The 19,634-nt window shown below is 44.2% G+C and carries 21 protein-coding genes; 13 read left to right on the forward strand and 8 right to left on the reverse strand.

Annotation, left to right across the window (positions count from 1 at the left end; all coding sequences use genetic code 11):
- From KXD93_RS25175 to KXD93_RS25185, 3 genes are all read right to left on the reverse strand, one after another.
- Positions 1-1,866, reverse strand: a complete 1,866-nt coding sequence (locus tag KXD93_RS25175) for an ABC-F family ATP-binding cassette domain-containing protein (protein ID WP_258140249.1) — start codon at positions 1,864-1,866, stop codon at positions 1-3.
- Positions 1,863-2,519, reverse strand: coding sequence for an NAD(P)H-binding protein (locus KXD93_RS25180; RefSeq protein WP_258140251.1), 657 nt, complete (start codon positions 2,517-2,519; stop codon positions 1,863-1,865). The genes KXD93_RS25175 and KXD93_RS25180 overlap by 4 nt, the downstream gene beginning before the upstream one ends.
- Before the next feature lie 169 nt (positions 2,520-2,688).
- On the reverse strand, positions 2,689-3,357 hold the full coding sequence (locus tag KXD93_RS25185; protein WP_258140252.1) for a FadR/GntR family transcriptional regulator: 669 nt from the start codon (positions 3,355-3,357) through the stop codon (positions 2,689-2,691).
- Between the two features lie 201 nt (positions 3,358-3,558).
- Here KXD93_RS25185 and KXD93_RS25190 point away from each other — a divergent pair, with 201 nt between their 5' ends.
- Positions 3,559-4,464, forward strand: coding sequence for a metallophosphoesterase family protein (locus tag KXD93_RS25190; RefSeq protein ID WP_258140253.1), 906 nt, complete (start codon positions 3,559-3,561; stop codon positions 4,462-4,464).
- Between the two features lie 11 nt (positions 4,465-4,475).
- On the opposite strand, the gene KXD93_RS25195 is transcribed toward KXD93_RS25190, so the two are convergent.
- Positions 4,476-4,847, reverse strand: coding sequence for a response regulator (locus KXD93_RS25195; RefSeq protein WP_258140254.1), 372 nt, complete (start codon positions 4,845-4,847; stop codon positions 4,476-4,478).
- Positions 4,848-5,035: 188 nt separating this feature from the next.
- Between KXD93_RS25195 and KXD93_RS25200 the strand changes: the two genes are divergently transcribed.
- From KXD93_RS25200 to KXD93_RS25215, 4 genes are all read left to right on the forward strand, one after another.
- On the forward strand, positions 5,036-6,046 hold the full coding sequence (locus KXD93_RS25200; RefSeq protein ID WP_258140255.1) for a LacI family DNA-binding transcriptional regulator: 1,011 nt from the start codon (positions 5,036-5,038) through the stop codon (positions 6,044-6,046).
- Positions 6,047-6,193: 147 nt separating this feature from the next.
- Positions 6,194-8,485: a GH92 family glycosyl hydrolase gene (locus KXD93_RS25205; RefSeq protein ID WP_258140256.1), complete on the forward strand. Its 2,292-nt coding sequence runs from the start codon at positions 6,194-6,196 to the stop codon at positions 8,483-8,485.
- A 150-nt stretch (positions 8,486-8,635) separates the two neighbouring features.
- Positions 8,636-8,866, forward strand: coding sequence for a hypothetical protein (locus tag KXD93_RS25210; RefSeq protein ID WP_258140257.1), 231 nt, complete (start codon positions 8,636-8,638; stop codon positions 8,864-8,866).
- Positions 8,853-9,269 carry a putative toxin-antitoxin system toxin component, PIN family gene (locus KXD93_RS25215; protein WP_258140258.1) on the forward strand — a complete coding sequence of 139 codons (417 nt, stop codon included), beginning with the start codon at positions 8,853-8,855 and terminating at the stop codon, positions 9,267-9,269. Before KXD93_RS25210 ends, KXD93_RS25215 begins: the two co-directional genes overlap by 14 nt.
- A 96-nt stretch (positions 9,270-9,365) precedes the next feature.
- Here the strand turns inward: KXD93_RS25215 and KXD93_RS25220 are convergent, their stop codons facing one another.
- Positions 9,366-9,932: an RNA polymerase sigma factor gene (locus tag KXD93_RS25220; protein ID WP_258140259.1), complete on the reverse strand. Its 567-nt coding sequence runs from the start codon at positions 9,930-9,932 to the stop codon at positions 9,366-9,368.
- A 226-nt stretch (positions 9,933-10,158) separates the two neighbouring features.
- Here KXD93_RS25220 and KXD93_RS25225 point away from each other — a divergent pair, with 226 nt between their 5' ends.
- The 4 genes from KXD93_RS25225 to KXD93_RS25240 all read left to right on the forward strand — a co-directional run bounded on the left by KXD93_RS25225 (position 10,159) and on the right by KXD93_RS25240 (position 13,160).
- Positions 10,159-10,617: a GNAT family N-acetyltransferase gene (locus tag KXD93_RS25225; RefSeq protein WP_258140261.1), complete on the forward strand. Its 459-nt coding sequence runs from the start codon at positions 10,159-10,161 to the stop codon at positions 10,615-10,617.
- A gap of 153 nt (positions 10,618-10,770) precedes the next feature.
- Entirely contained in the window at positions 10,771-12,315 is a 1,545-nt protein-coding gene (locus KXD93_RS25230) for an NAD(P)/FAD-dependent oxidoreductase (protein ID WP_258140262.1), read from the forward strand.
- A 1-nt stretch (position 12,316) separates the two neighbouring features.
- Positions 12,317-12,802, forward strand: coding sequence for a DinB family protein (locus tag KXD93_RS25235; RefSeq protein WP_258140264.1), 486 nt, complete (start codon positions 12,317-12,319; stop codon positions 12,800-12,802).
- The gene (locus KXD93_RS25240) at positions 12,795-13,160 is read left to right on the forward strand and encodes a CoA-binding protein (RefSeq protein WP_258140265.1); all 366 of its coding nucleotides are present in this window, start codon (positions 12,795-12,797) and stop codon (positions 13,158-13,160) included. Before KXD93_RS25235 ends, KXD93_RS25240 begins: the two co-directional genes overlap by 8 nt.
- Positions 13,161-13,343: 183 nt before the next feature.
- Here KXD93_RS25240 and KXD93_RS25245 read toward each other — a convergent pair whose 3' ends face one another.
- Complete coding sequence (locus tag KXD93_RS25245) at positions 13,344-14,303, reverse strand: NAD-dependent epimerase/dehydratase family protein (RefSeq protein WP_258140266.1); 960 nt, start codon at positions 14,301-14,303, stop codon at positions 13,344-13,346.
- A 127-nt stretch (positions 14,304-14,430) separates the two neighbouring features.
- On the opposite strand from KXD93_RS25245, the gene KXD93_RS25250 reads away from it, so the two are divergent.
- From KXD93_RS25250 to KXD93_RS25265, 4 genes are all read left to right on the forward strand, one after another.
- Positions 14,431-15,216 (forward strand): Type 1 glutamine amidotransferase-like domain-containing protein, encoded by a 786-nt coding sequence (locus KXD93_RS25250; protein ID WP_258140267.1) that lies wholly within the window; start codon positions 14,431-14,433, stop codon positions 15,214-15,216.
- Between the two features lie 108 nt (positions 15,217-15,324).
- A complete protein-coding gene (locus KXD93_RS25255; RefSeq protein ID WP_258140268.1) occupies positions 15,325-16,422 on the forward strand; it encodes an Mrp/NBP35 family ATP-binding protein in 1,098 nt (365 codons plus the stop codon).
- A gap of 265 nt (positions 16,423-16,687) precedes the next feature.
- Complete coding sequence (locus KXD93_RS25260) at positions 16,688-16,966, forward strand: NifU family protein (protein ID WP_258140269.1); 279 nt, start codon at positions 16,688-16,690, stop codon at positions 16,964-16,966.
- 107 nt (positions 16,967-17,073) lie between these two features.
- Positions 17,074-17,709 (forward strand): peptidase associated/transthyretin-like domain-containing protein, encoded by a 636-nt coding sequence (locus KXD93_RS25265; RefSeq protein ID WP_258140271.1) that lies wholly within the window; start codon positions 17,074-17,076, stop codon positions 17,707-17,709.
- 94 nt (positions 17,710-17,803) lie between these two features.
- Here the strand turns inward: KXD93_RS25265 and def are convergent, their stop codons facing one another.
- Together def and KXD93_RS25275 are read right to left on the reverse strand one after the other, a co-directional pair.
- Positions 17,804-18,376: a peptide deformylase gene (gene def / locus KXD93_RS25270; protein ID WP_258140273.1), complete on the reverse strand. Its 573-nt coding sequence runs from the start codon at positions 18,374-18,376 to the stop codon at positions 17,804-17,806.
- Positions 18,377-18,393: 17 nt separating this feature from the next.
- Complete coding sequence (locus KXD93_RS25275; RefSeq protein ID WP_258140298.1) at positions 18,394-19,626, reverse strand: M16 family metallopeptidase; 1,233 nt, start codon at positions 19,624-19,626, stop codon at positions 18,394-18,396.
- Between the last annotated feature and the right edge of the window lie 8 nt (positions 19,627-19,634).

Here is a 19,634-nt window from a genome sequence, read left to right on the forward strand (position 1 = left end):
TTACGCTTCCTTTAGTTCGGTTAACTCAATCCAGCGCATGCTTTTTTCATCCAGTTTACTGTTTAAAGTTTTGATCTGGTCAAGAATTTCATTCAACTTAACAGACTCAATTCCCACTACGTTTAATGCATCATTCTTTTCCTGGATCTGTTTTTCAATTACAGCTATTTCACTTTCCAGTATATCCAGCTCCTTTTGTTCCTTAAAGCTTAGCTTGTTCTTTTTAACCTCGGTTGTTTTAGGTGTTTCAATAACGGGATTCTTCTTGCTTTGTTGCTTGCTTTCTTCCAGTTCAATCCGGTACGACGAATAGTTTCCGTTATAAATTCGTACGTTGCCGCCCTCTTCCATAATGAAAAGCTGGTCGGTTAGCTTATCTAATAAGTACCTATCGTGCGATACCATCATCAGTACGCCCGAATAGTTGGTTAAAAATTCCTCTAACACATTTAACGTATCAATATCCAAATCATTTGTTGGCTCATCCAGAATCAGAAAATTTGGATTCTTCATCAAAATGCTCATTAATTGGAGACGCTTCTTTTCGCCACCGCTTAATTTGGAGATAAAGCCATATTGTTTTGCAGGTGGAAACAGGAATAAGGTAAGCAGGGCAGAGGCGGAAATTAGTTTGCCATCGGCCATCGTTATAAATTCGGCTACGTTCTTTACAATATCAATAACACGCTCATCCTCCTTAAATACAATACCCGACTGGTGAAAATACCCGATAACCGTAGTTTCTCCTTTGTCTACAACGCCTTTGTCAGGCTGTAACGATCCGGTAATTAAATTAAGCAGCGTTGATTTGCCGCTGCCGTTTTTTCCGGCAAGGCCAATCCTGTCGCCTTTCTTAAATACGTAGTTAAAATCACTGATAAATGTTTGTCCGCGGAAGGCCTTATAAAGATGACTCATCTCCATAATTTTATTACCCTGGCGGGCAGTCTTTACACTAAGCTCAACTTTAAGCTTAGGTCCGCCGTCTTTTGTTTTTTCTTCCAAATCATAAAAAGCATCTATACGTGCCTTTGATTTGGTACCGCGTGCCTGTGGTTGCCTGCGCATCCATTCCAGCTCTTTTCTTAATAAGTTGCTGTTTTTTTGAAATGAAGCCGCATCTGCGCTTTCGCGTTCCGCCTTCTTTTCCAAATAGTAACCGTAATTGCCAACGTAGGGGATGATCTTGCCCTTATCTATCTCCAGGATCTCGTTACACACATTATCCAGGAAGTACCTGTCGTGTGTAACCATCAGGATTGTTTTTGATCCGTCGGTCAGTAATTTTTCCAACCACTCAATGGTATCGATGTCCAAATGGTTGGTAGGCTCATCTAATATATAAATATCCGGGTCCTCGATCAATAGCTTAGCCAGGGCTAAACGTTTCTTCTGTCCACCTGATAAGGTCGCGATCTTTTGGTTGAGGTGGTGAATATCCAGCCGGCCCAAAATTGTTTTAATTTTGTACTCATATTCCCAGGCATCCACATTGCTCATTTCCTCCATGATGTTTTCAATGGCCTTAGCATTGTCCGGGTCGTTCTCCAGCAATTCCTCGTATTTGCGGATCATTTGCTGCTGCACGTCATCGGCATGAAAAATATAATCGCTGATGGTAACGGCATCTTTAAACCAGGGGTCCTGCTCCAGGTAACCCATGTTAAGGTCACGCATCTGGGCAACCTTACCCTCGGTGGGTTTCAGGCTACCAGCTAATAATTTTAGCAGCGTAGATTTGCCGGCGCCATTGATACCAACTAGCGCAACCCTGCGGCCGCGGTTAATCCCGATGGACACATTTTTGAACAGCCAATGGTCATGGAAGGAGTGGCCGAGATTTTCGGCAGAAATATAATTACTCACGATAGTTCCTTTATTTTATCAGAGAGGTAGGTGTGTACCCCCGGTGTATTTTTTAATGATTGATTGAACATGGCCCGCGCAATAGTTGGCGCAGAAATGCTCCGGTATTTTTTTAGGCTGCCAATTAGTAAATGATCCAGGAGTTTCATCACAACGGTAAGGGTCCCCTCCATTGAACGGTGTTCCTTCCTGTCGCCTTTAATGAAGGCCGGGCGATAGATCTGTAAGGATGGCAACCCAACCTTTTTCAGGTCATCTTCCGTTTCACCTTTCATCTTCGTGTAGAAGTTTGAGGCGCCTGCATCGGCCCCCATTGACGACACTAAATGAAACTGACCGATTTTATTTTTCAATGCGATCTGCGCCAGCTGCACCGGGTAGTCATGATCTATCTTTCGGTAGATTTTGAGATCGGGTGTTTTCTTCCTGGTTGAGCCGAGACACGAGAAAATAACGTCTCCTGTAATCTCGTGGGCATAGCTATCCAGTTTGTCGAAATCAACAACAAGTTGTTTTAATTTGGGGTGCTGCAGGGGTAACTCCTTCCGCACTAAAATAAGCACTTCGTCATAGCCTGGTTCATGCAAAAGAATCTCTAGCAGGCTACTGCCTGTCAATCCGCTTGCTCCTGCTATGATCGCCTTTTTAGACATTTGGCACCCAATTTTTTGCAAAAATACGGATAATTAAATTGTTAGATATTTTGGGGTTTTTGAAGGTGAAATTTCTCAAAAAAATACCGGTTGAATTAACCCGGAATAGTGTCGATCATCAAGTAAAAAACGGAAATCATCTTATCATCTGATGATTAATATATTTACGCTATCTCATTGACTGACTGGTGATTTTGGAACTCCAGAACCAGGCCATTTTTGGGTCCTCGCGCAACACACTATCAAATAATTTATGGTGATTTTCTGACGAATTTTTAAAAAAGGAAGTGTTGTTGTGCGTGTCCAGCAAATCGTTTTTTAGTTGCAGTGCGAAGAGTTTATAAAGGTCAGAAAGGATGTCATTTTTTGAGGCTTCGGCTAGTGCAATATAAAAGCTGATGTGGGCCTCGATGCATTCCTCAACCAGGTTTTCGTCGGCTGCTTTGGTGCGTTTTTTTAGAAAATGTTCCAGCTTTGAGATGTCGTTCCCGGTGCGGTTCGTGGCAGCCATTTCAGCGACTTTGTTCTCCAGTATATCGCGTACTTCGTCAATGTGCTTTGCAGACGCGCGTTTTAAACGCTGCCCTAAAGGTTCATTAATTCCCGAGCTATCCTCAACGAATGTACCTACGCCTTGCTGTACCCGCAGGAAGCCGGAGTTCACCAGGATTTTCACCGCCTCGCGAATGGATGAGCGCCCAACGCCGAAGTCCTTCATCAAATCAGCCTCAACAGGTAGCTTTTGATTTACCTTATAGGACTTTTTTAAAATGCGTTCCTGTAGCTTGGCCGCTACTTCATCGGCCAGTGATTTGCGCGGAATTAGGTTTTGGTTCATCTGATGGTCTGATGAGGGTAAATATAGGCTTAGTTTTAAAAAATATCTATGCCCCGACAATTAAGTTTTTGTAATATTTTCGTTTCCCGCCGGTTTTTCCGGTATATTCCTATCCCGTTTATCTTTAATTTATTGATGTTAATCTTACGCTGATTTTATGTTGTGGGTTTAACTTTGCCTTAATATTGCACCCAAATTATTATGCAACGCAGATCGCTTATCAAAGGTCTTGGCGGGATAATGTTAACACCCGCACTGCCATTTAAAAGTTTCGCAACAGATCAAAAGCCTGTTTTACGAGTAGCACATCTTACCGATGTTCACCTAAAAAATAAATGGGATGCCCCTGCCAGGTTTGCCAAATGCCTGCATCATGTACAGCAACAGCCCAATGTAGATTTTATACTTAACGGTGGCGATGTTGTTTTTGACATGAATAAGGAGAACATCGATACCATAAATACCGAATGGAAATTGTGGCACTCGAGCATAAAGGCTGATTGCGGCTTACCCATCCATTATGTGTTGGGCAATCATGATATTTGGTGGAATGAAGACGACAAAGGCCAGGCGATATACGGAAAAAAGTATGCCATGGACCAGCTTCAGCTATCATCGCCCTGGAATAGCTTTACCAAAAACGGCTGGAAATTTATTTTGCTGGATAGTGTTCACCTTGATATTGACGGTACCTGGTATATCGGAAAATTAGGCGATGAGCAGTTTGCATGGCTCACTAATGAACTGAAAAATACACCGGCCAGCATGCCCGTTTGCGTTTTATCACACATCCCCATTTTATCGGCTACGCTAATGGTTGATGACATTTCTGATAATAGCAATAAGTGGGAGATCCTGGGGGGTGATATGCATACCGATACGGGGAAGATCATTAGTTTATTTTACCAGCATCCCAATGTAAAGCTTTGCCTCAGTGGTCATATCCACCTGCGCGACAAGGTGGTTTACAATAACGTTACCTATATATGTAACGGAGCGGTAAGCGGCGCCTGGTGGGAAGGAAATAAACGCGAAACGGCTCCGGGCTACGGTTTAATTGACTTTTATGCCGACGGCAGCTTTACAGAGCAATATGTAAATTATTGACAGCTAATTGATTATGCGGCCAGCTGGTATTCTACCTTTTTTATAAGGCTATTAAGATCGAACGGTTTTTGCAGGATATCATCCGGCGCCCCTTTTTGTTTGAGTGATGCACTGATAGATTCATCGCTCGAACACATGATAACAGGCAGGTTCTGAGTGGTTTTATTCAGCTTTATCAACTGGCAGATCTCCATGCCATTTATACCCGGTAATATCGCTTCAAGTATTATTAAGTCGGGATGATCCTTTTTAATATGATCAAAAACGTCGCTGCCTGTAGTAGTTACAAAAACCTGGTAGCCACAATTAATCAATATGTAGGTCATCACCTCAACAAGCAAGGCGTTGTCCTCCACTATTAATATTTTTTTTTGCGCTTCCATTTTTCGTTTTACGTGTTAATATTAACCTATAGTGCAAAGCCTGTGCCACTAATAAGCAAATAGAAATATAACTACTTAATTTTGAGGTTATAACAAGTCGCCACCTATATTTAATGAATAAAAAAGGATTTATTATGACAATGCATCACTTTTGTTACATTTGATGGTTAAAATCTTCAAACGGTAAAATGGACAACATTAATATCAAGGTACTGGCTAAGGAATTAAATATTTCTACATCCACCATTTCAAGGGCCTTTAACGGGAGCCCCGATATTAATAAGGACACAAAGGAGAAAATTTTGGCATTTGCCCGCGAGCATAATTTTTTGCCTAATCATTACGCCAGCAACCTCCGCGACAAAAAAAGCCGCACGCTGGCCGTGATCATTCCCGAAATAACCAACGACTTCTTCTCCCAGGCGATAAACGGGATCGAGGAAATTGCCCGCAAAAAAGGCTTTTATATCCTGCTGTATCGCACTGATGATGTTTTTGAAAAGGAGGTGTCGTTTGTAAACTACCTGAATAACGGCAAGGTGGATGGTATAATTATGTCGGTATCCGGTGAGGCCAACGATCACAATTACCTGCGGAAGCTTGAACAAAAGAATATCCCTGTTGTCTTTTTTGACCGTGTTTACGAGGACATTGAGGCAGCCAAGGTAACTACCAATGATTACGACAGCAGTTTTGCCGCAACAGAACACCTTATTGAAACAGGCTGTAAGAAAATTGTATACCTGGTTGTAAACAAGAGCATTTCTATTGGTAAAGTGCGTATGCAGGGTTATGTTGATGCATTACAAAAACATCATATTGCGTTTAATGACGACCTTGTAATTGATTGCAGCAACGACGAAAAGGAAAACTTTGTGATCCTGAAAAAGATGCTGGAGGAGGTTAAACCCGATGGCATCTTCAGCTCGGTTGAGCGTTTGGCCTTTGCCACCTATTACGTTTGTAACGATATGAAGATCAGTATCCCCAATGATTTGAAGGTGATCAGCTTCTCCAGTCTTCAAATTGCACCATTGTTATGCCCGCCGCTTTCAACCATAACACAGCCTGCCTACGAAATGGGCATTAAGGCCGCCACTCTTTTGTTTGATGAGTTGGAACGCAAGGGCCAACCGATCAGCAAAAAGGTGCATGTGTTGAAATCAAAGCTGTTCATCAGGAAATCATCAGGGGGATAAACATTGGTTTATAAGACCTTCATTTAATAACAGCATGAGGCAATCGTCGGTGCGCCAATATAATTGTTACGTTATCAGCGGAATCAATCAATCAAAAAAATCAGCGGTTAATGTTATATTTGGCTCTTCACTACTGTATCCATACAAATGAAGAAAATACTGACCGTTCTCTTTAGCTGCGCAACCGTAATAGCGTCGGCTCAAACAAAATCATCCGACAATTTAGTTCAATATGTGAAGCCTATAATAGGCACACAACGCATGGGGCATGTGTTCCCGGGCGCTACCGTTCCTTTTGGTATGGTGCAACTTAGCCCGGAAACAGATACCGCCAGCTACGAACTCAATGGTAAATACAATCCCGATGTATACAAGTATTGCGCCGGTTACCAGTACGACGACAAAACCATTGTAGGCTTCAGCCACACCCATTTTAGCGGCACCGGACACAGCGATTTGGGCGACTTTTTAGTTATGCCTACCGTTGGTAAGTTGCAGCTAAACCCGGGCACTGCCGATAAACCGGGCAGCGGCTACCGTTCCGCCTTCTCGCACGCCAACGAAGTGAGCGAGGCCAACTATTACAAGGTAAAGCTGGATGCTAATAACATCATAGCCGAAATGACCACCACTACCCGTGTTGGCTTTCACCAATACACTTTCCCGAAATCGGATAACGCACACATCATCCTTGATTTAACCGCGGGAATCTATAACTACCCTGATAAAAACGTTTGGACGTACGTACGGATGGTGAACGACAGTACCATTGTAGGCTACCGCGCTACCAATGGATGGGCCCGCACCCGCACGCTGTATTTCGCTATGACGTTTAATAAACCATTCATCCAGATGGGTTATAAAAAATACGACAAACGCGAGGTGTACGGCGGTTTTTGGGGTAAGTTTGCCAAGGTAAAAAACTTCCCTGATCTTGCCGGTCGCCAGTTAAAAACCTACTTCGACTTTAAAACCGAAGAGGGTGAAAAGATCAAGATAAAATTTGCCATCTCGCCGGTAAGCATCGATGGGGCCATGAATAACATGAAAGCCGAGATCCCGGGATGGGATTTTGAAAAGGTTAAGAACGATGGCCAGGCACAATGGGAAGCTGAATTGCATAAAATTGTAATTGATGGCAGCCAGACCGATAAATTGAACTTCTACACTTCGATGTATCACGCCATGATCAACCCAACCATTTATATGGATGTGGATGGTCAATACAAGGGACTTGACCAGAACATCCACAAGGCCGAAGGGTTTACAAACTATACTACGTTTAGTCTTTGGGATACACACCGTGCCTTGCACCCGCTTTTTAACATCATCGACCCAAAACGAAACTCAGATATGGTTCAAAGCATGATGGCCCACTTCGACCAAAGCGCGGAGCACATGCTGCCGATCTGGAGTAACAGCGCAAACGAAAACTGGTGTATGAGCGGCTACCACAGTGTATCGGTTATCGCAGACGCCGTGGTTAAGGGTAACGCACCTTTCGACGCTAACAAAGCACTGGATGCCTGCGTAACAACGGCACGCCATCGCGATTACGAGGGTATCGGCGATTACATGGATAGGGGCTATATCCCTGATGAAAAGAACGGCAACTCCGTATCATCAACCCAGGAATATGCTTACGACGATTTTTGTATCGCACAGATGGCAAAAAAGCTGAACCGTATGGATATTTACGAGGAGTTTAACAAGCGTTCTCAAAATTGGAAAAACGTATATGATCCTAAATCAGGATTTATGCACCCCAAATTGGCAGATGGAACCTTCCGCAAAAACTTCGATCCGTTCACTACCATTAACCAGGGCTTTATTGAAGGCAACGCCTGGAACTATACGCTGTATGTTCCGCACGATCCGGAAGGGTTGATAAAAATGATGGGCGGCGACAAGCGTTTCATTACTTATGTAGACAGCCTGTTCAGCTACAACCTGCCTGACAAATATTTTGCTGAAACAGAGGATATTACCAAGGACGGAATCATTGGTAACTACGTACACGGCAACGAGCCATCACACCACGTAGTTTACTTGTATGACTGGACCGACAAACCATGGAAGGCACAGGAAAAGATCCGGATGATACTGCCAAGAATGTACAAGCCAACTCCTGATGGTTTGGGTGGTAATGATGATACCGGCCAGATGAGCGCCTGGTATATTTTCAGTTCACTCGGCTTTTACCCGGTTGCCCCGGCTACCGACCAGTATGCCATTGGCAGCCCTGCTGTTAACCACGCAGTGATCCAGGTAGGCGATGGTAAAACATTTACCATCAACGTAAAAAACCAAAGCGACAAAAACGTTTATATCCAAAAGATAACCCTAAACGGACAGCCGCATAACACCATGTTTTTAAGCCATGCCGATATCATGAACGGCGGCGAAATCACGTTTGTGATGGGAAGTAAACATAAATAGAGATTAGTTGATTAGAGACTAGTTAATTAGTTAAGAAGACTTTCCTACGGATATTAGTTAAGCGTTGGCGATTTAAGGATTGCCAACGCTTTTGTTTTATAAGAGAGTTTTTTAGTAAATTTGAATTAGTACGTATTTCAAATTAATTGTATGGAACGGATAGTATTGGAAGTGGATGATCAAACTGCGAAGGCCTGGCGCAATACGTCTGCTAAATTGCGGGAACAGATCGGGAAAAACCTCGAGTTAGTGCTTAATGATTCATTGAGCAAAACCAAAGAAGCAAACTTCGAATTGCTTTTACAGGAAGCAAGGGCTGAAGCAGCCAAAAATGGGCTAACGGAAGAAATTCTGGAAAAACTACTGAATGAAGAGGACTAAGCACTTTGTTTTAGATGCCAATACATTGGTTAGCGCATTTTTACTCTCATCAACATCAATTGCGGCACGGGCATATTATAAGGCAATTTCAGAAGGGAAGATAGTCGCGTCAGAAGAGGTTATCGATGAGTTCAGTGCGGTGTTTATCCGCCCCAAATTTGACCGGTATCTTGAGTTAGAAAAAAGACTGATAATTATTGAAGATTTAAAAGCGGTAATAAAGATTTTACCTGTAATTTCTAATATCAAAGCCTGTCGCGATCCCAAAGATGATAAATATCTTGCCTTAGCAGTTTCATCTGCTGCTGAATGCATTGTCACCGGAGATAAAGACCTGCTGGTTTTAAATCCGTTTCAAAATATTCCGATACTTACCGCCGCCGATTTCCTGGAACAATTTTGAGAGTCGGCCTGATAAACAACAAATGCCCGCATACGCAGGCATTTGAACTAAACTAACTAAACTATTTGATCTTATTGTTTTTTACTTATTGCTCGCCTATCCAGCCATATAATGCATTTCGCTGCCGGTAAGCTTGTTTACCATTTCCTTTAAAATGGCACGGGCACGATGCAGGTTGGTGCGCGATAAAAGTTCGGTCATCCCTAACTTGTTGCCGATCTCCTGGTGCGAGTAGCCTTCAATGGCATACATATTAAATACTGAACGATAGGTTTGAGGGAGTTCCTCAATCATGTTCATCAGGTCCTTTGCTTCAAGGCCGTGAGCGTTATAGCCGCTGCCTGCTCCGCTGTTTTCCTCGGTAAAATCTTCCACTAAAACCATTGGCTTTAGCTTGCGGTAACGTGATATGGCGCAATGGACCATAATGCGGCGGATCCACCCTTCAAGGTTACCGTCACCGCGGTAGTTATGTGCGTTTTTGAACATCTTTATAAAGCCCTCCTGCAAAATATCCTGGGCCTCATCCTTATCGTGTGCATAGCGCATACATACTGCCAGCATCCTGGGTGCTAAGGTTTTATATAAAAGCTCCTGTTGCTTGCGGTCGTTTTTCAGGCAGCCTTCCCACATTTCAGCTAATTTTAAATCGGCGGTTATCATCTTGTTGTTATTTGATGAGCCTATGCCAATATTGATACCCTTATTTTAAATTGTTGATTATCAATAAAATAATTTTTAATGCATCTACGAAACTGTTCGTTTCCGAACGGTCAGTGATACAAAGGCGGACAATTGTTGAGTTCATGGATCATAGTTGATGGTTCATGTAAAACCTGAATGGGATTTTTAGTATTTTAGCCTGTGCCACAATTCCACTAACGCATCTATGTCTAGTATCACCCTAAAAAGAACCGATTCCGACGATCCTCATTTTTTAAATTTAGTTATAGCCCTCGATAAGGACCTCGACGCCCGCTATGGCGAACAACAGGCATTTTTTAACCAGTTTAATAAGCTTACCCACATTAAAAATGTTGTAGTTGCCTACGCGGGTGGTGTTCCTGTTGGCTGCGCTGGATTTAAGGAATATGAGGCGGGTACTGTCGAGATAAAGCGCATGTTTGTTGATGACAATCTTCGGGGCAAAGGAATAGCCGGCAAAATCCTTACAGAGCTGGAAACCTGGGCTACTGAACTTGGTTACCAAACCAGCATCCTTGAAACCGCAAACAAGCAACACGAGGCAATAAGGCTTTACCAAAAATGCGGCTACGAGATCACCGAAAACTATGGCGATTATATTGGGGTGGAGATTAGCATTTGTATGCGGAAGGGGATAAAATAATTTTTGAACCATGATTTTAGGATTAAATGATTTCATGATGTTTTGCGTTTTCAAAATCCTTTCATCCCCTAATCATGTGAATCATGGTTCAAACAATAAGTAACCACATTTTCCCTACCTTTGCCCCATCCGGGATAAAAACCCGGCAATAGCATGATAAAAGAAATTGAAATTGTTTGCCCGCCAGGACAACAGGAAGATGAAGGCGAATTGACAAAGATCGCCGCCACATCGTTAAATATATCCCCGCAAAAAATCTCTGCCGTAAAAACTGTTAAGCGTTCCATTGACGCCCGGGGCCGAAAGGTGGTTTATCGTATGCAGGTGCAGGTTTTTGTCGATGAGGTTTATGTGCCGAAAACATTTACAGTAAATTATCCTGACGTCAAATCCGCCAAGCCGGTAATAATTATAGGTGCGGGACCTGCCGGATTATTCGCCGCCTTGCAATGTATCGAAATGGGATTAAAGCCGATTATTGTTGAACGTGGTAAGGACGTAAAACAACGCCGCCGCGACCTGGCAAACATCAATAAACAGGGATTGGTTAATCCCGAATCGAACTATTGTTTCGGCGAGGGCGGGGCAGGTACTTATTCTGATGGTAAATTGTACACCCGCTCTACGAAGCGCGGCGATGTAAACGCAGTATTGAAAACCTTTGTGGCACATGGCGCAACAGAAGATATTTTGGTGGATGCCCGCCCGCATATAGGCACCAATAAGTTACCGCAGATCATCACCTCGATAAAGGATAGTATTTTAAACGCAGGCGGCGAGGTGCTGTTTGATGCAAAGGTGACAGGCTTAATAGTTGAGTTTGGAAAGATAAAAGGCATAACGCTTGCCAATGGCGATAAGCTGATAGCCGATGCCGTGATCCTGGCGACCGGCCACTCGGCGCGCGATATTTTTGAAATGCTGCACCATCAAAATATATTGATAGAGGCTAAGCCATTTGCACTGGGGGTACGCATCGAGCATCCGCAGGAAATAATTGACCAGGCCCAATACCATTGTGAACTTCGCGGGCCAGATCTGCCGCCATCATACTACAATTTGGTTGAACAGGTAGATAACCGGGGCGTGTTTTCATTCTGTATGTGCCCTGGCGGCATCATCGCGCCGTGCGCAACCGAGGCAGAAGAAATTGTGGTTAACGGCTGGAGCCCCTCTAAAAGAAATAATCCCTTTGCCAATTCGGGCACGGTGGTGCAGATAAATTCGGAGGATGTTAAGGGAGATTTGAGCGATCCTTTAAGGATGCTCCGGTTTCAGCAGCAGATAGAAAAGCTGGCATTTAAAGCAGGGGGCGGAAATATGGTAGCGCCGGGACAACGGATGATTGATTTTGTGGAGAACCGGTTGTCAATCGATCTGCCTGAAAACTCGTATCTGCCCGGTACAAGATCCGTCGAACTAAAAGAAATTTTACCCGGCTGGATCAATGAACGGTTAAGAAAAGCCTTGCCGGCCTTTGGGAAAAAAATGAAGGGTTATTACACCAATGAGGCCATTTTGGTAGGTGTTGAATCACGTACATCGTCGCCCGTGAAAGTGCCAAGGGATAAGGAAACATTTCAGCATCCGCAGGTGGCGGGATTATTTCCCTGCGGCGAGGGTGCCGGTTATGCGGGTGGCATAATTTCTGCTGCGATTGATGGAATAAATTGTGCTATTGCAGCATCAAAAATATAATATGGGCATTTCAGAAAAACTAAGTAAAGAACTGGAGCAGGTATTATCGGGCGATCCGTGGTATGGCACGCCTGTTTATAGCATCCTGGAAAAGGTAAACTTCGAAACGGCGTATGAAAAGCCGGGTGGTTCGGCGCATAACATCGCAGGTATAGTGCTGCACATGCTTTCCTGGGCCGAGGAAGTGATGGACCGCCTGAATGGCATGACCCCCCAAATGCCCTCAAGCGGCGACTGGCCAGATCCCGGGACACCGGATGAGCAAAAATGGCAGCAATATGTCAATGATCTGAAGTTGGTTAACGTAAATTTGTTGGGAATCATCCAGAACTTCCCCGAAGAACAATGGGCCGATCCCATTCCCGACGAACGCAACGCTGAAATCGGTACTGGTGTGAGTAATGAAGAACTGGTACGCGGATTGATACAACACTTTGTGTATCATTCGGCGCAGGTAGCGTTGTTAATACGAATAATCAATGGCTGACAAGAAAACACTGATATTAGGCGCAACACCCAACGAAGGGCGATACGCAAACCTTGCTGCAAACAGGCTGGTGCGTAGCGGGCATACTATTGTAAACGTAGGGATAAAGGAAGGCGTAGTTGCCGGTGTGCCGATTGAAAAGCCTGACACCATCCATGATGATATAGATACCATAACGTTGTATGTTGGCCCGGCACACCAGGAGGATTTATACGACTACATTTTAAATACGCATCCCAAACGTATCATATTTAACCCGGGTACGGAAAATGCTGAATTGCGCCAAATGGCGAATGATAAAGGGATTGCAACGGAATATGCCTGTACGCTGGTATTGTTGTCTGTGGGGCAATATTGAAATGCTACCGCGAGTTTAGCATAGCGTAACTCGTGGAGCGGCATATGGTAAGCTTTCAGCTTACGGAGCAGAAAGCCCGTACTATCCGGCAACGGTTCAATACTTATATTTATCCTGTGAAGCTGAAAGCTTCTAACATGCATTACCACGAGTTACGCTATAGCTAAACTCGCGGCAGCAAAGCTATTTTAGTCGTTCACAGACTTCGATAATAGTATCACTTATCGGCTTAAAATCAAATCCAATTGCCTTCTTGATTTTTGAATTATCATAGTCCCGCGTCACTGAAGCGGCCTGTGCAGAAACTTTATCTAGAGCAGGCGCTTTACCGGTTAGGCTTCCAATAACCCGTGCTGCCCGCCAGGCAATGCCCATCATCCAGGGTTTGGCCAATGTAGCCGGATGTTTTATGCCAAAGCCGTCAGCTATTTCGCCTGTAAGCTGTTTGTAGTTCCGATTTTCGGCGCTGATGATATACCGCTCGCCCGAGATATCGGTGTTCATCAGGGCGATCATACATTTGGCAACATCCTCCACATCAACAAACCCGCAACTTCCGCCGGTATAAAATTTAAGGCCGTTTCTAACGGTTTCGAATAACGCCCCGCTGCCTGCCTTGCCGGCATTTGCCCCGATAATGATGGACGGATTTACGATAACCGCATCCAATCCCTCAGCAATGCCCCGCCACACCTCCATCTCGCTTTCCAGCTTTGATATGGCATAGCCGTCGGTTTCAGTAGCCTGGTCAAGGTGATGATTTTCGGTGATCAGATCGCCGGGTTTGGCGATGCCGATAGCTGCAACAGAGCTTACGTGTACCAGCCGGATGTTGTGCTCCATGCACAAATTAACCAGGTTAGCAGTGCCGGTAACGTTGGTATTGATCATCGGCTTTTTATCCGCCTGCTTTAGCGACACCCATGCGGCGCAATGGTAAACTTGCGTTATGCCCTTAAGCGCATCCTCTAATGCGAAAAGATCCATCAGGTCGGCCTCAACCCACTGTACCTGGTACGGCAATAGGATACCGGGGATTAATGAAGTTGAACGGCGGGTACAGCGGATGCGGTTACCCTGCTGCAATAGTTGCAGCGCCACTTCCGACCCTAAAAAACCTGTTGCCCCGGTAACTAATATCATTTGTGCAAATGTAAACTAAGATTTGTAAGATTTATAGGATGACAGGATGCATTTCTGTGGAGTAGCATGTTTAAACATCTTTTAATCCGAGTATCCAGTAAATCTTAGTTTTTCCTATCTTAGGGCAATGATCCGTAGAAAATTCCTCCAACAATCTTTAATGGCGGCAGCAGGTGTTGCCCTATCGCAGAATTTGCTGGCAGACGCCTTATCAACCCCAAAAATCACAAAAAAAATTTTACTGACCGGTGGCGCTTATGGTCCGGTTTGGATGAAATATTTGATTGCATTAACCGGTAAAGAAAAGCCAAAGGTTTGCTTTATGCCCACAGCATCAGGCGATAACCAGGCGTATATAAATTACTGGATGGAGAGCGCAAAAAAGCTATCAATCGACCCATATGTGCAACGGGTTTTTATCGAGTCATCCTCGCAAAAGCAATCGTTCGAGGAGGTATTGCTGGGAATGGATGCCATTTTAGTGCCCGGGGGAAACACGCTGGATATGATAGCTTTATGGCAGGCTCATGGCATTGATAAAGTTTTGAAAAAGGCGTGGGAGAAAGGGATCGTCCTTACAGGATCGAGCGCCGGGGCCATTTGCTGGTTTCACGAAGGCCTGTCTGATTCAAGGCCCAAAGCGCTCAGCAGCGTTAAATGCCTTGGCTTTTTAAAGGGCAGCGTCAGTCCGCATTACCATTCGTCGAAGGACAGGGCATCAACTTACCAGAACATGGTACTAAAGGGCGATATAAAACCCGGTTATGGCCTTGATGAAAACGCAGGTTTGTTATTTGAGGATGATAAAATTGCCAAAGTATTAGCCGGCGATGCCAAGAGCAAGGTTTATAAAGTTTTTGTTGAAAGCGGCAATATTGTCGAACAGGTTATGGAACCAGAAATTATCACATAGCGCGAAGTTCAACTAATCTCTGATTAACCAGTCTCTAATCTCTAACACTAACGTCTACAACCAAATGACACGAATCCCAGTGCGTTATAGTACATTTGCTACTAAATTATGACAATCACGCGCGAACAAGTATTACAGGCCCTTGGCAATGTTGAGGAACCCGATCTGAAAAAGGACCTGGTTACCCTGAACATGATCCAGGATATCCACATAGACGGCAATAAGGTTAGCTTTTCGGTAATATTAACAACACCGGCCTGCCCCTTAAAGGCAATGATCGAGAATGCCTGCCGAAACGCAATCTTATATTTTGTGAGCAAGGAGGCCGACGTTCATATCAATATGACATCGCAGGTTACCACGCAAAAAAACACCGGGGTGCCGGGGGTTAAAAATATCATTGCAGTAGCATCAGGCAAAGGCGGCGTTGGCAAATCAACTGTTGCCGTGAACCTGGCTTTGGGACTGTCAAAAACCGGCGCAAAAGTTGGATTGATTGATGCCGATATTTATGGTCCGTCGATTCCGATCATGTTCGGATTGGAAAATGTGCGTCCACAGGCAAGCGAGGTGAATGGTAAAACCCGCATAGAGCCAATTGAGAAATATGGCATTAAATTATTATCGATAGGATTTTTTACCGACCCAAATCAACCTGTGCCATGGCGCGGGCCAATGGTTTCAACCGCTGTTAAGCAATTATTTAATGATGCCGATTGGGGTGAGCTGGACTATTTGGTGATCGACCTGCCACCGGGAACCGGCGACATTCATATAACGGTAACCCAAACGTTCCCTGTAACCGGGGCGGTAATTGTTACTACACCGCAAAACGTGGCGCTGGCCGATGCCAGGAAGGGGATTGGTATGTTTATGATGCCGGCCATTAACGTGCCTATTTTAGGGGTAGTTGAAAACATGGCTTACTTTACGCCTGCAGAGTTGCCCGAAAATAAATACTACATTTTTGGCCAGGGCGGGGGCAAAAAGCTTGCGGCACAACTGGAGGTGCCATTTTTGGGCGAGATTCCGTTGATAAAAGGCATAAGCGACAGCGGCGATACGGGCAAGCCTATTGTTTTGGATGAGGACAGCGTAATGGCTGCCGCATTTATTAACATGGCCAAAAGCGTAGCGCAGCAGGTTGCGATAAGCAACGCGAGGGCATTTGAAAAGGCAAACGCGGCACAGGTTACGAATGGATAATTAAGCAGGAAGACAAGCTTCTCCCTCCGCGTCATTGCGAGGAACGAAGCAAACTCTTCACACGCTAATCAGGGACCGACAAGTAATGTGGCGACCAAACAGCCGGCTGTAGGTAACAATGAGCATTATGATTCCTGGACTGTCCTATGTAGAGGTTGCTTCGTTCCTCGCAATGACGGAGTGGATTGTTTGAGTGACCGCTATTTATAGTGATTAGTATACAAATGAAAAATATTTAATAACTTTACTTTATAAAACAGTACAAATGAGTTTATTAGATCAGGTGGAAGCAGCGTTAGATACGATACGTCCGTATTTGCTGACAGATGGGGGGAATGTTTCAATTGAGGAGATAACTCCCGATAATATAGTTAAGCTTAAATTGCTTGGCGCATGCGGATCATGCCCGATGAGCATTATGACGCTTAAGGCAGGCATAGAAGAAGCTATAAAAAAGGCCGTACCCGAAATTAAAGGGGTTGAAGCCCTAAACCTAACCGATATTGACGACCCACATGCAGTGCTTCCTGAAAACCTCAGGTAGTGTTAAGTTTTGTTAAATTGGCACATGCATTGCAGCAATAAACTATTTTTGTTAGCGTTTGAAACTTTCTAATAAAAACCTGTAAACAATTACGGGTATTTCACTGAATGAAGAAGTTAATAGGATTTCTTTTCCTTTTATTTATAACATGCTCCGCCTTTGCACAGAAGCAGGAAGGCGGCATCGTGCAATTTACCGGGATAGTGCATAATGCCGACAGCACCGGTGCAATTGTCCCCTATGTGAGTATTGTAAATGGCACTAATAAAAACCAGGTGAATATTTCAAACTACATGGGTTACTTTTCATTCCCGGCCCATGAGCGCGATACCATTCGCTTTTCCTGTGTGGGCTATGCTTCTGTGACGGTTGTAATACCATCTAATGTTCCGTCAAAAAGCTATACCTTGCAAGTAATGCTTAAACCGCAGATCATCAACCTGCCGGTGTTTAAAGTGTTTCCATGGGCAACCACCGAAGAGTTCAGGAAGGATTTTATCACTATGAAGGTTGCTGATGACGACCTTGAAATTGCCCGTAAAAATTTAAGCCGCTCATCTATACTGGGCTTACAACGTACTCTGCCGCGCGACGGTTCAGAAATGAACGGCTTCCAGGATTTTCATAACAGCGTAGTAAATTCGCACTCCATTACTAACCCATTGCTCAATCCGTTTAACTGGGGTAGTTTGATCCGGGAAATCTCGGAAGGGGATAAGGCAAGGAACCCGGATACGAATTAAAAATATTCGATATAAAAAGAAAATGCCCGGAAAATTTTCCGGGCATTTTCTTTTTATAAGGTATCGATTGCTCCCCTTTAGGGGCAGGGGGCTTCTAACGTCCCTTTTTAACTGCGGGAAACTTCATTTTGTAGTCAACATCAACAAAACCCTTTGAAATATCGTTAAGCTTTTTTTCTATCAGGCGCTTGCGAAGCGGGCTTAATTTGTCGGTGAATAATTTGCCCTCAATGTGGTCATATTCATGCTGGATAATGCGTGCGGCCATTCCGGAAAATGTTTCCTCATAATGTTTCCAGTTTTCGTCGTAGTACGAAATTCTTAACACAGGCTTGCGATACACATCCTCCCTGATATCAGGAATACTCAGGCAGCCTTCATTAAATCCCCATTCCTCGCCGGTCTCCTCTAAAATAGTTGCGTTTATAAAAGCCTTTTTTAAATCCTTTAAATCAGGTTCGGTATCGGCAAAGGTTGATGCATCAATAACAAACAACCGCATGGACAAGCCAACCTGCGGGGCAGCTAAGCCCACGCCATGAGCGCCATACATGGTCTCGAACATATTGTCAACCAACTCTTTTATATGCGGGTATTCGTCTGGCTCAATTGCTGTTGCTTTTCTTCTTAAAACAGGATCGCCGTATGCTATAATAGGAAATTTCATTGCACAAAAATACGGCTTTATTGCTTAGGCTCAAATAGTAAGGTGATCATCCTGTCATTATCAAAAATTTCATTACTTATTTCTAACAATTGATCAGCCGTAACAGCATTTATTCTATCAAAAACCTCCTGCAGCGTATCCACACAATTAAAATCGAGCAGGCTTTTCGCCATGGAGATGATCAGGCTCATGCGGTTTTCCTCGGCTAAGGCAATCTGGCCGATGAACTTTTCCTTTGCCTGGTGTAGTTGCAGGGTGCCTAACTTATTATCGCGCAGTTTTTTTAGCTCTTTATGGATCAGTTTTGCGGCCTTTTCAGCCTTTTCGCTGTCGGTGCCAAAATAAATAGAAAAGATGCCGGTATCGGTTAGCGAGGTATAGTTAGATTCAATGGTATAGGCAATTCCATGCTTTTCCCGGATCTCCAGGTTTAGCCGGCTACTCATTCCCATGCCGCCCAGCAGGTTGTTTAAAAGCAGCAAACCGTTTTTATGCTGATGAGCCGATGGATATGCCCGGCTGCCAATAATGCAATGTGTTTGCGAAATGGGCTTTTCAATACTACTCCTGCCGGCGATAATTCCCCCCGGGGCAATCCTGTTTTTTTGGGTGTGATTAGCCGGAATTGCGCCAAAATACTTTTCGGAAAGCTTTACCACTTTCCTGAAATCGTAATCGCCAAAAACAGCAAAGATCATTTCAGATGTATTGTAATTGGCGGTAATAAATTGGTTGATATCGGCGCCATTGAGCTTTGCAACGCTTTCGGGTGTGCCTAAAATATTGTTACCTATCGGGTGGCCCTTAAACAGCAGTTCTTCAAAATCGTCCTGGATGGCTTCCTCGGGTTGATCGAGGTATGACGAGATCTCATCCAGGATAACGCCCCGTTCCTTTTCCTGCTCATCTTCCGGGAATGTGGAATGAAACAATATATCCTCAAAAAGGTCGACGGTGCGCTCCAAATGCTGGTTCAACAGCGAGGCATGGATACAGGTATATTCCTTGGTGGTGTAGGCATTCAAATCGGCGCCTACCAGCTCAAGGCGGTTAAGGATCTGGCTGGTGCTGCGGCGTTCAGTTTCCTTAAACAGTAAATGCTCGATAAAATGAGCGAGGCCGGTTTGGTGTTCGGTTTCATCGCGCGAGCCTGCATTAACAATAAAACAGCAATGCGTTATGGTTGATGGGGCATGTTTAAAAAGTATCCTGATGCCGTTGGATAACGTGTGAACCTGGTAATCCGTCATATATATCG

It is taken from the genome of Mucilaginibacter phenanthrenivorans (genome assembly GCF_024721155.1).
Taxonomy (GTDB): domain Bacteria; phylum Bacteroidota; class Bacteroidia; order Sphingobacteriales; family Sphingobacteriaceae; genus Mucilaginibacter; species Mucilaginibacter phenanthrenivorans.

Bases quoted from the DNA above. Each gene is read 5' to 3' on its own strand.
- KXD93_RS25180 (WP_258140251.1), bottom strand. From the start codon at position 2,519: ATGTCTAAAAAGGCGATCATAGCAGGAGCAAGCGGATTGACAGGCAGT.
- KXD93_RS25185 (WP_258140252.1), bottom strand. From the start codon at position 3,357: ATGAACCAAAACCTAATTCCGCGCAAATCACTGGCCGATGAAGTAGCG.
- KXD93_RS25190 (WP_258140253.1), top strand. From the start codon at position 3,559: ATGCAACGCAGATCGCTTATCAAAGGTCTTGGCGGGATAATGTTAACA.
- KXD93_RS25195 (WP_258140254.1), bottom strand. From the start codon at position 4,847: ATGGAAGCGCAAAAAAAAATATTAATAGTGGAGGACAACGCCTTGCTT.
- KXD93_RS25200 (WP_258140255.1), top strand. From the start codon at position 5,036: ATGGACAACATTAATATCAAGGTACTGGCTAAGGAATTAAATATTTCT.
- KXD93_RS25205 (WP_258140256.1), top strand. From the start codon at position 6,194: ATGAAGAAAATACTGACCGTTCTCTTTAGCTGCGCAACCGTAATAGCG.
- KXD93_RS25210 (WP_258140257.1), top strand. From the start codon at position 8,636: ATGGAACGGATAGTATTGGAAGTGGATGATCAAACTGCGAAGGCCTGG.
- KXD93_RS25215 (WP_258140258.1), top strand. From the start codon at position 8,853: ATGAAGAGGACTAAGCACTTTGTTTTAGATGCCAATACATTGGTTAGC.
- KXD93_RS25220 (WP_258140259.1), bottom strand. From the start codon at position 9,932: ATGATAACCGCCGATTTAAAATTAGCTGAAATGTGGGAAGGCTGCCTG.
- KXD93_RS25225 (WP_258140261.1), top strand. From the start codon at position 10,159: ATGTCTAGTATCACCCTAAAAAGAACCGATTCCGACGATCCTCATTTT.
- KXD93_RS25230 (WP_258140262.1), top strand. From the start codon at position 10,771: ATGATAAAAGAAATTGAAATTGTTTGCCCGCCAGGACAACAGGAAGAT.
- KXD93_RS25235 (WP_258140264.1), top strand. From the start codon at position 12,317: ATGGGCATTTCAGAAAAACTAAGTAAAGAACTGGAGCAGGTATTATCG.
- KXD93_RS25240 (WP_258140265.1), top strand. From the start codon at position 12,795: ATGGCTGACAAGAAAACACTGATATTAGGCGCAACACCCAACGAAGGG.
- KXD93_RS25245 (WP_258140266.1), bottom strand. From the start codon at position 14,303: ATGATATTAGTTACCGGGGCAACAGGTTTTTTAGGGTCGGAAGTGGCG.
- KXD93_RS25250 (WP_258140267.1), top strand. From the start codon at position 14,431: ATGATCCGTAGAAAATTCCTCCAACAATCTTTAATGGCGGCAGCAGGT.
- KXD93_RS25255 (WP_258140268.1), top strand. From the start codon at position 15,325: ATGACAATCACGCGCGAACAAGTATTACAGGCCCTTGGCAATGTTGAG.
- KXD93_RS25260 (WP_258140269.1), top strand. From the start codon at position 16,688: ATGAGTTTATTAGATCAGGTGGAAGCAGCGTTAGATACGATACGTCCG.
- KXD93_RS25265 (WP_258140271.1), top strand. From the start codon at position 17,074: ATGAAGAAGTTAATAGGATTTCTTTTCCTTTTATTTATAACATGCTCC.
- def (WP_258140273.1), bottom strand. From the start codon at position 18,376: ATGAAATTTCCTATTATAGCATACGGCGATCCTGTTTTAAGAAGAAAA.
- KXD93_RS25275 (WP_258140298.1), bottom strand. From the start codon at position 19,626: ATGACGGATTACCAGGTTCACACGTTATCCAACGGCATCAGGATACTT.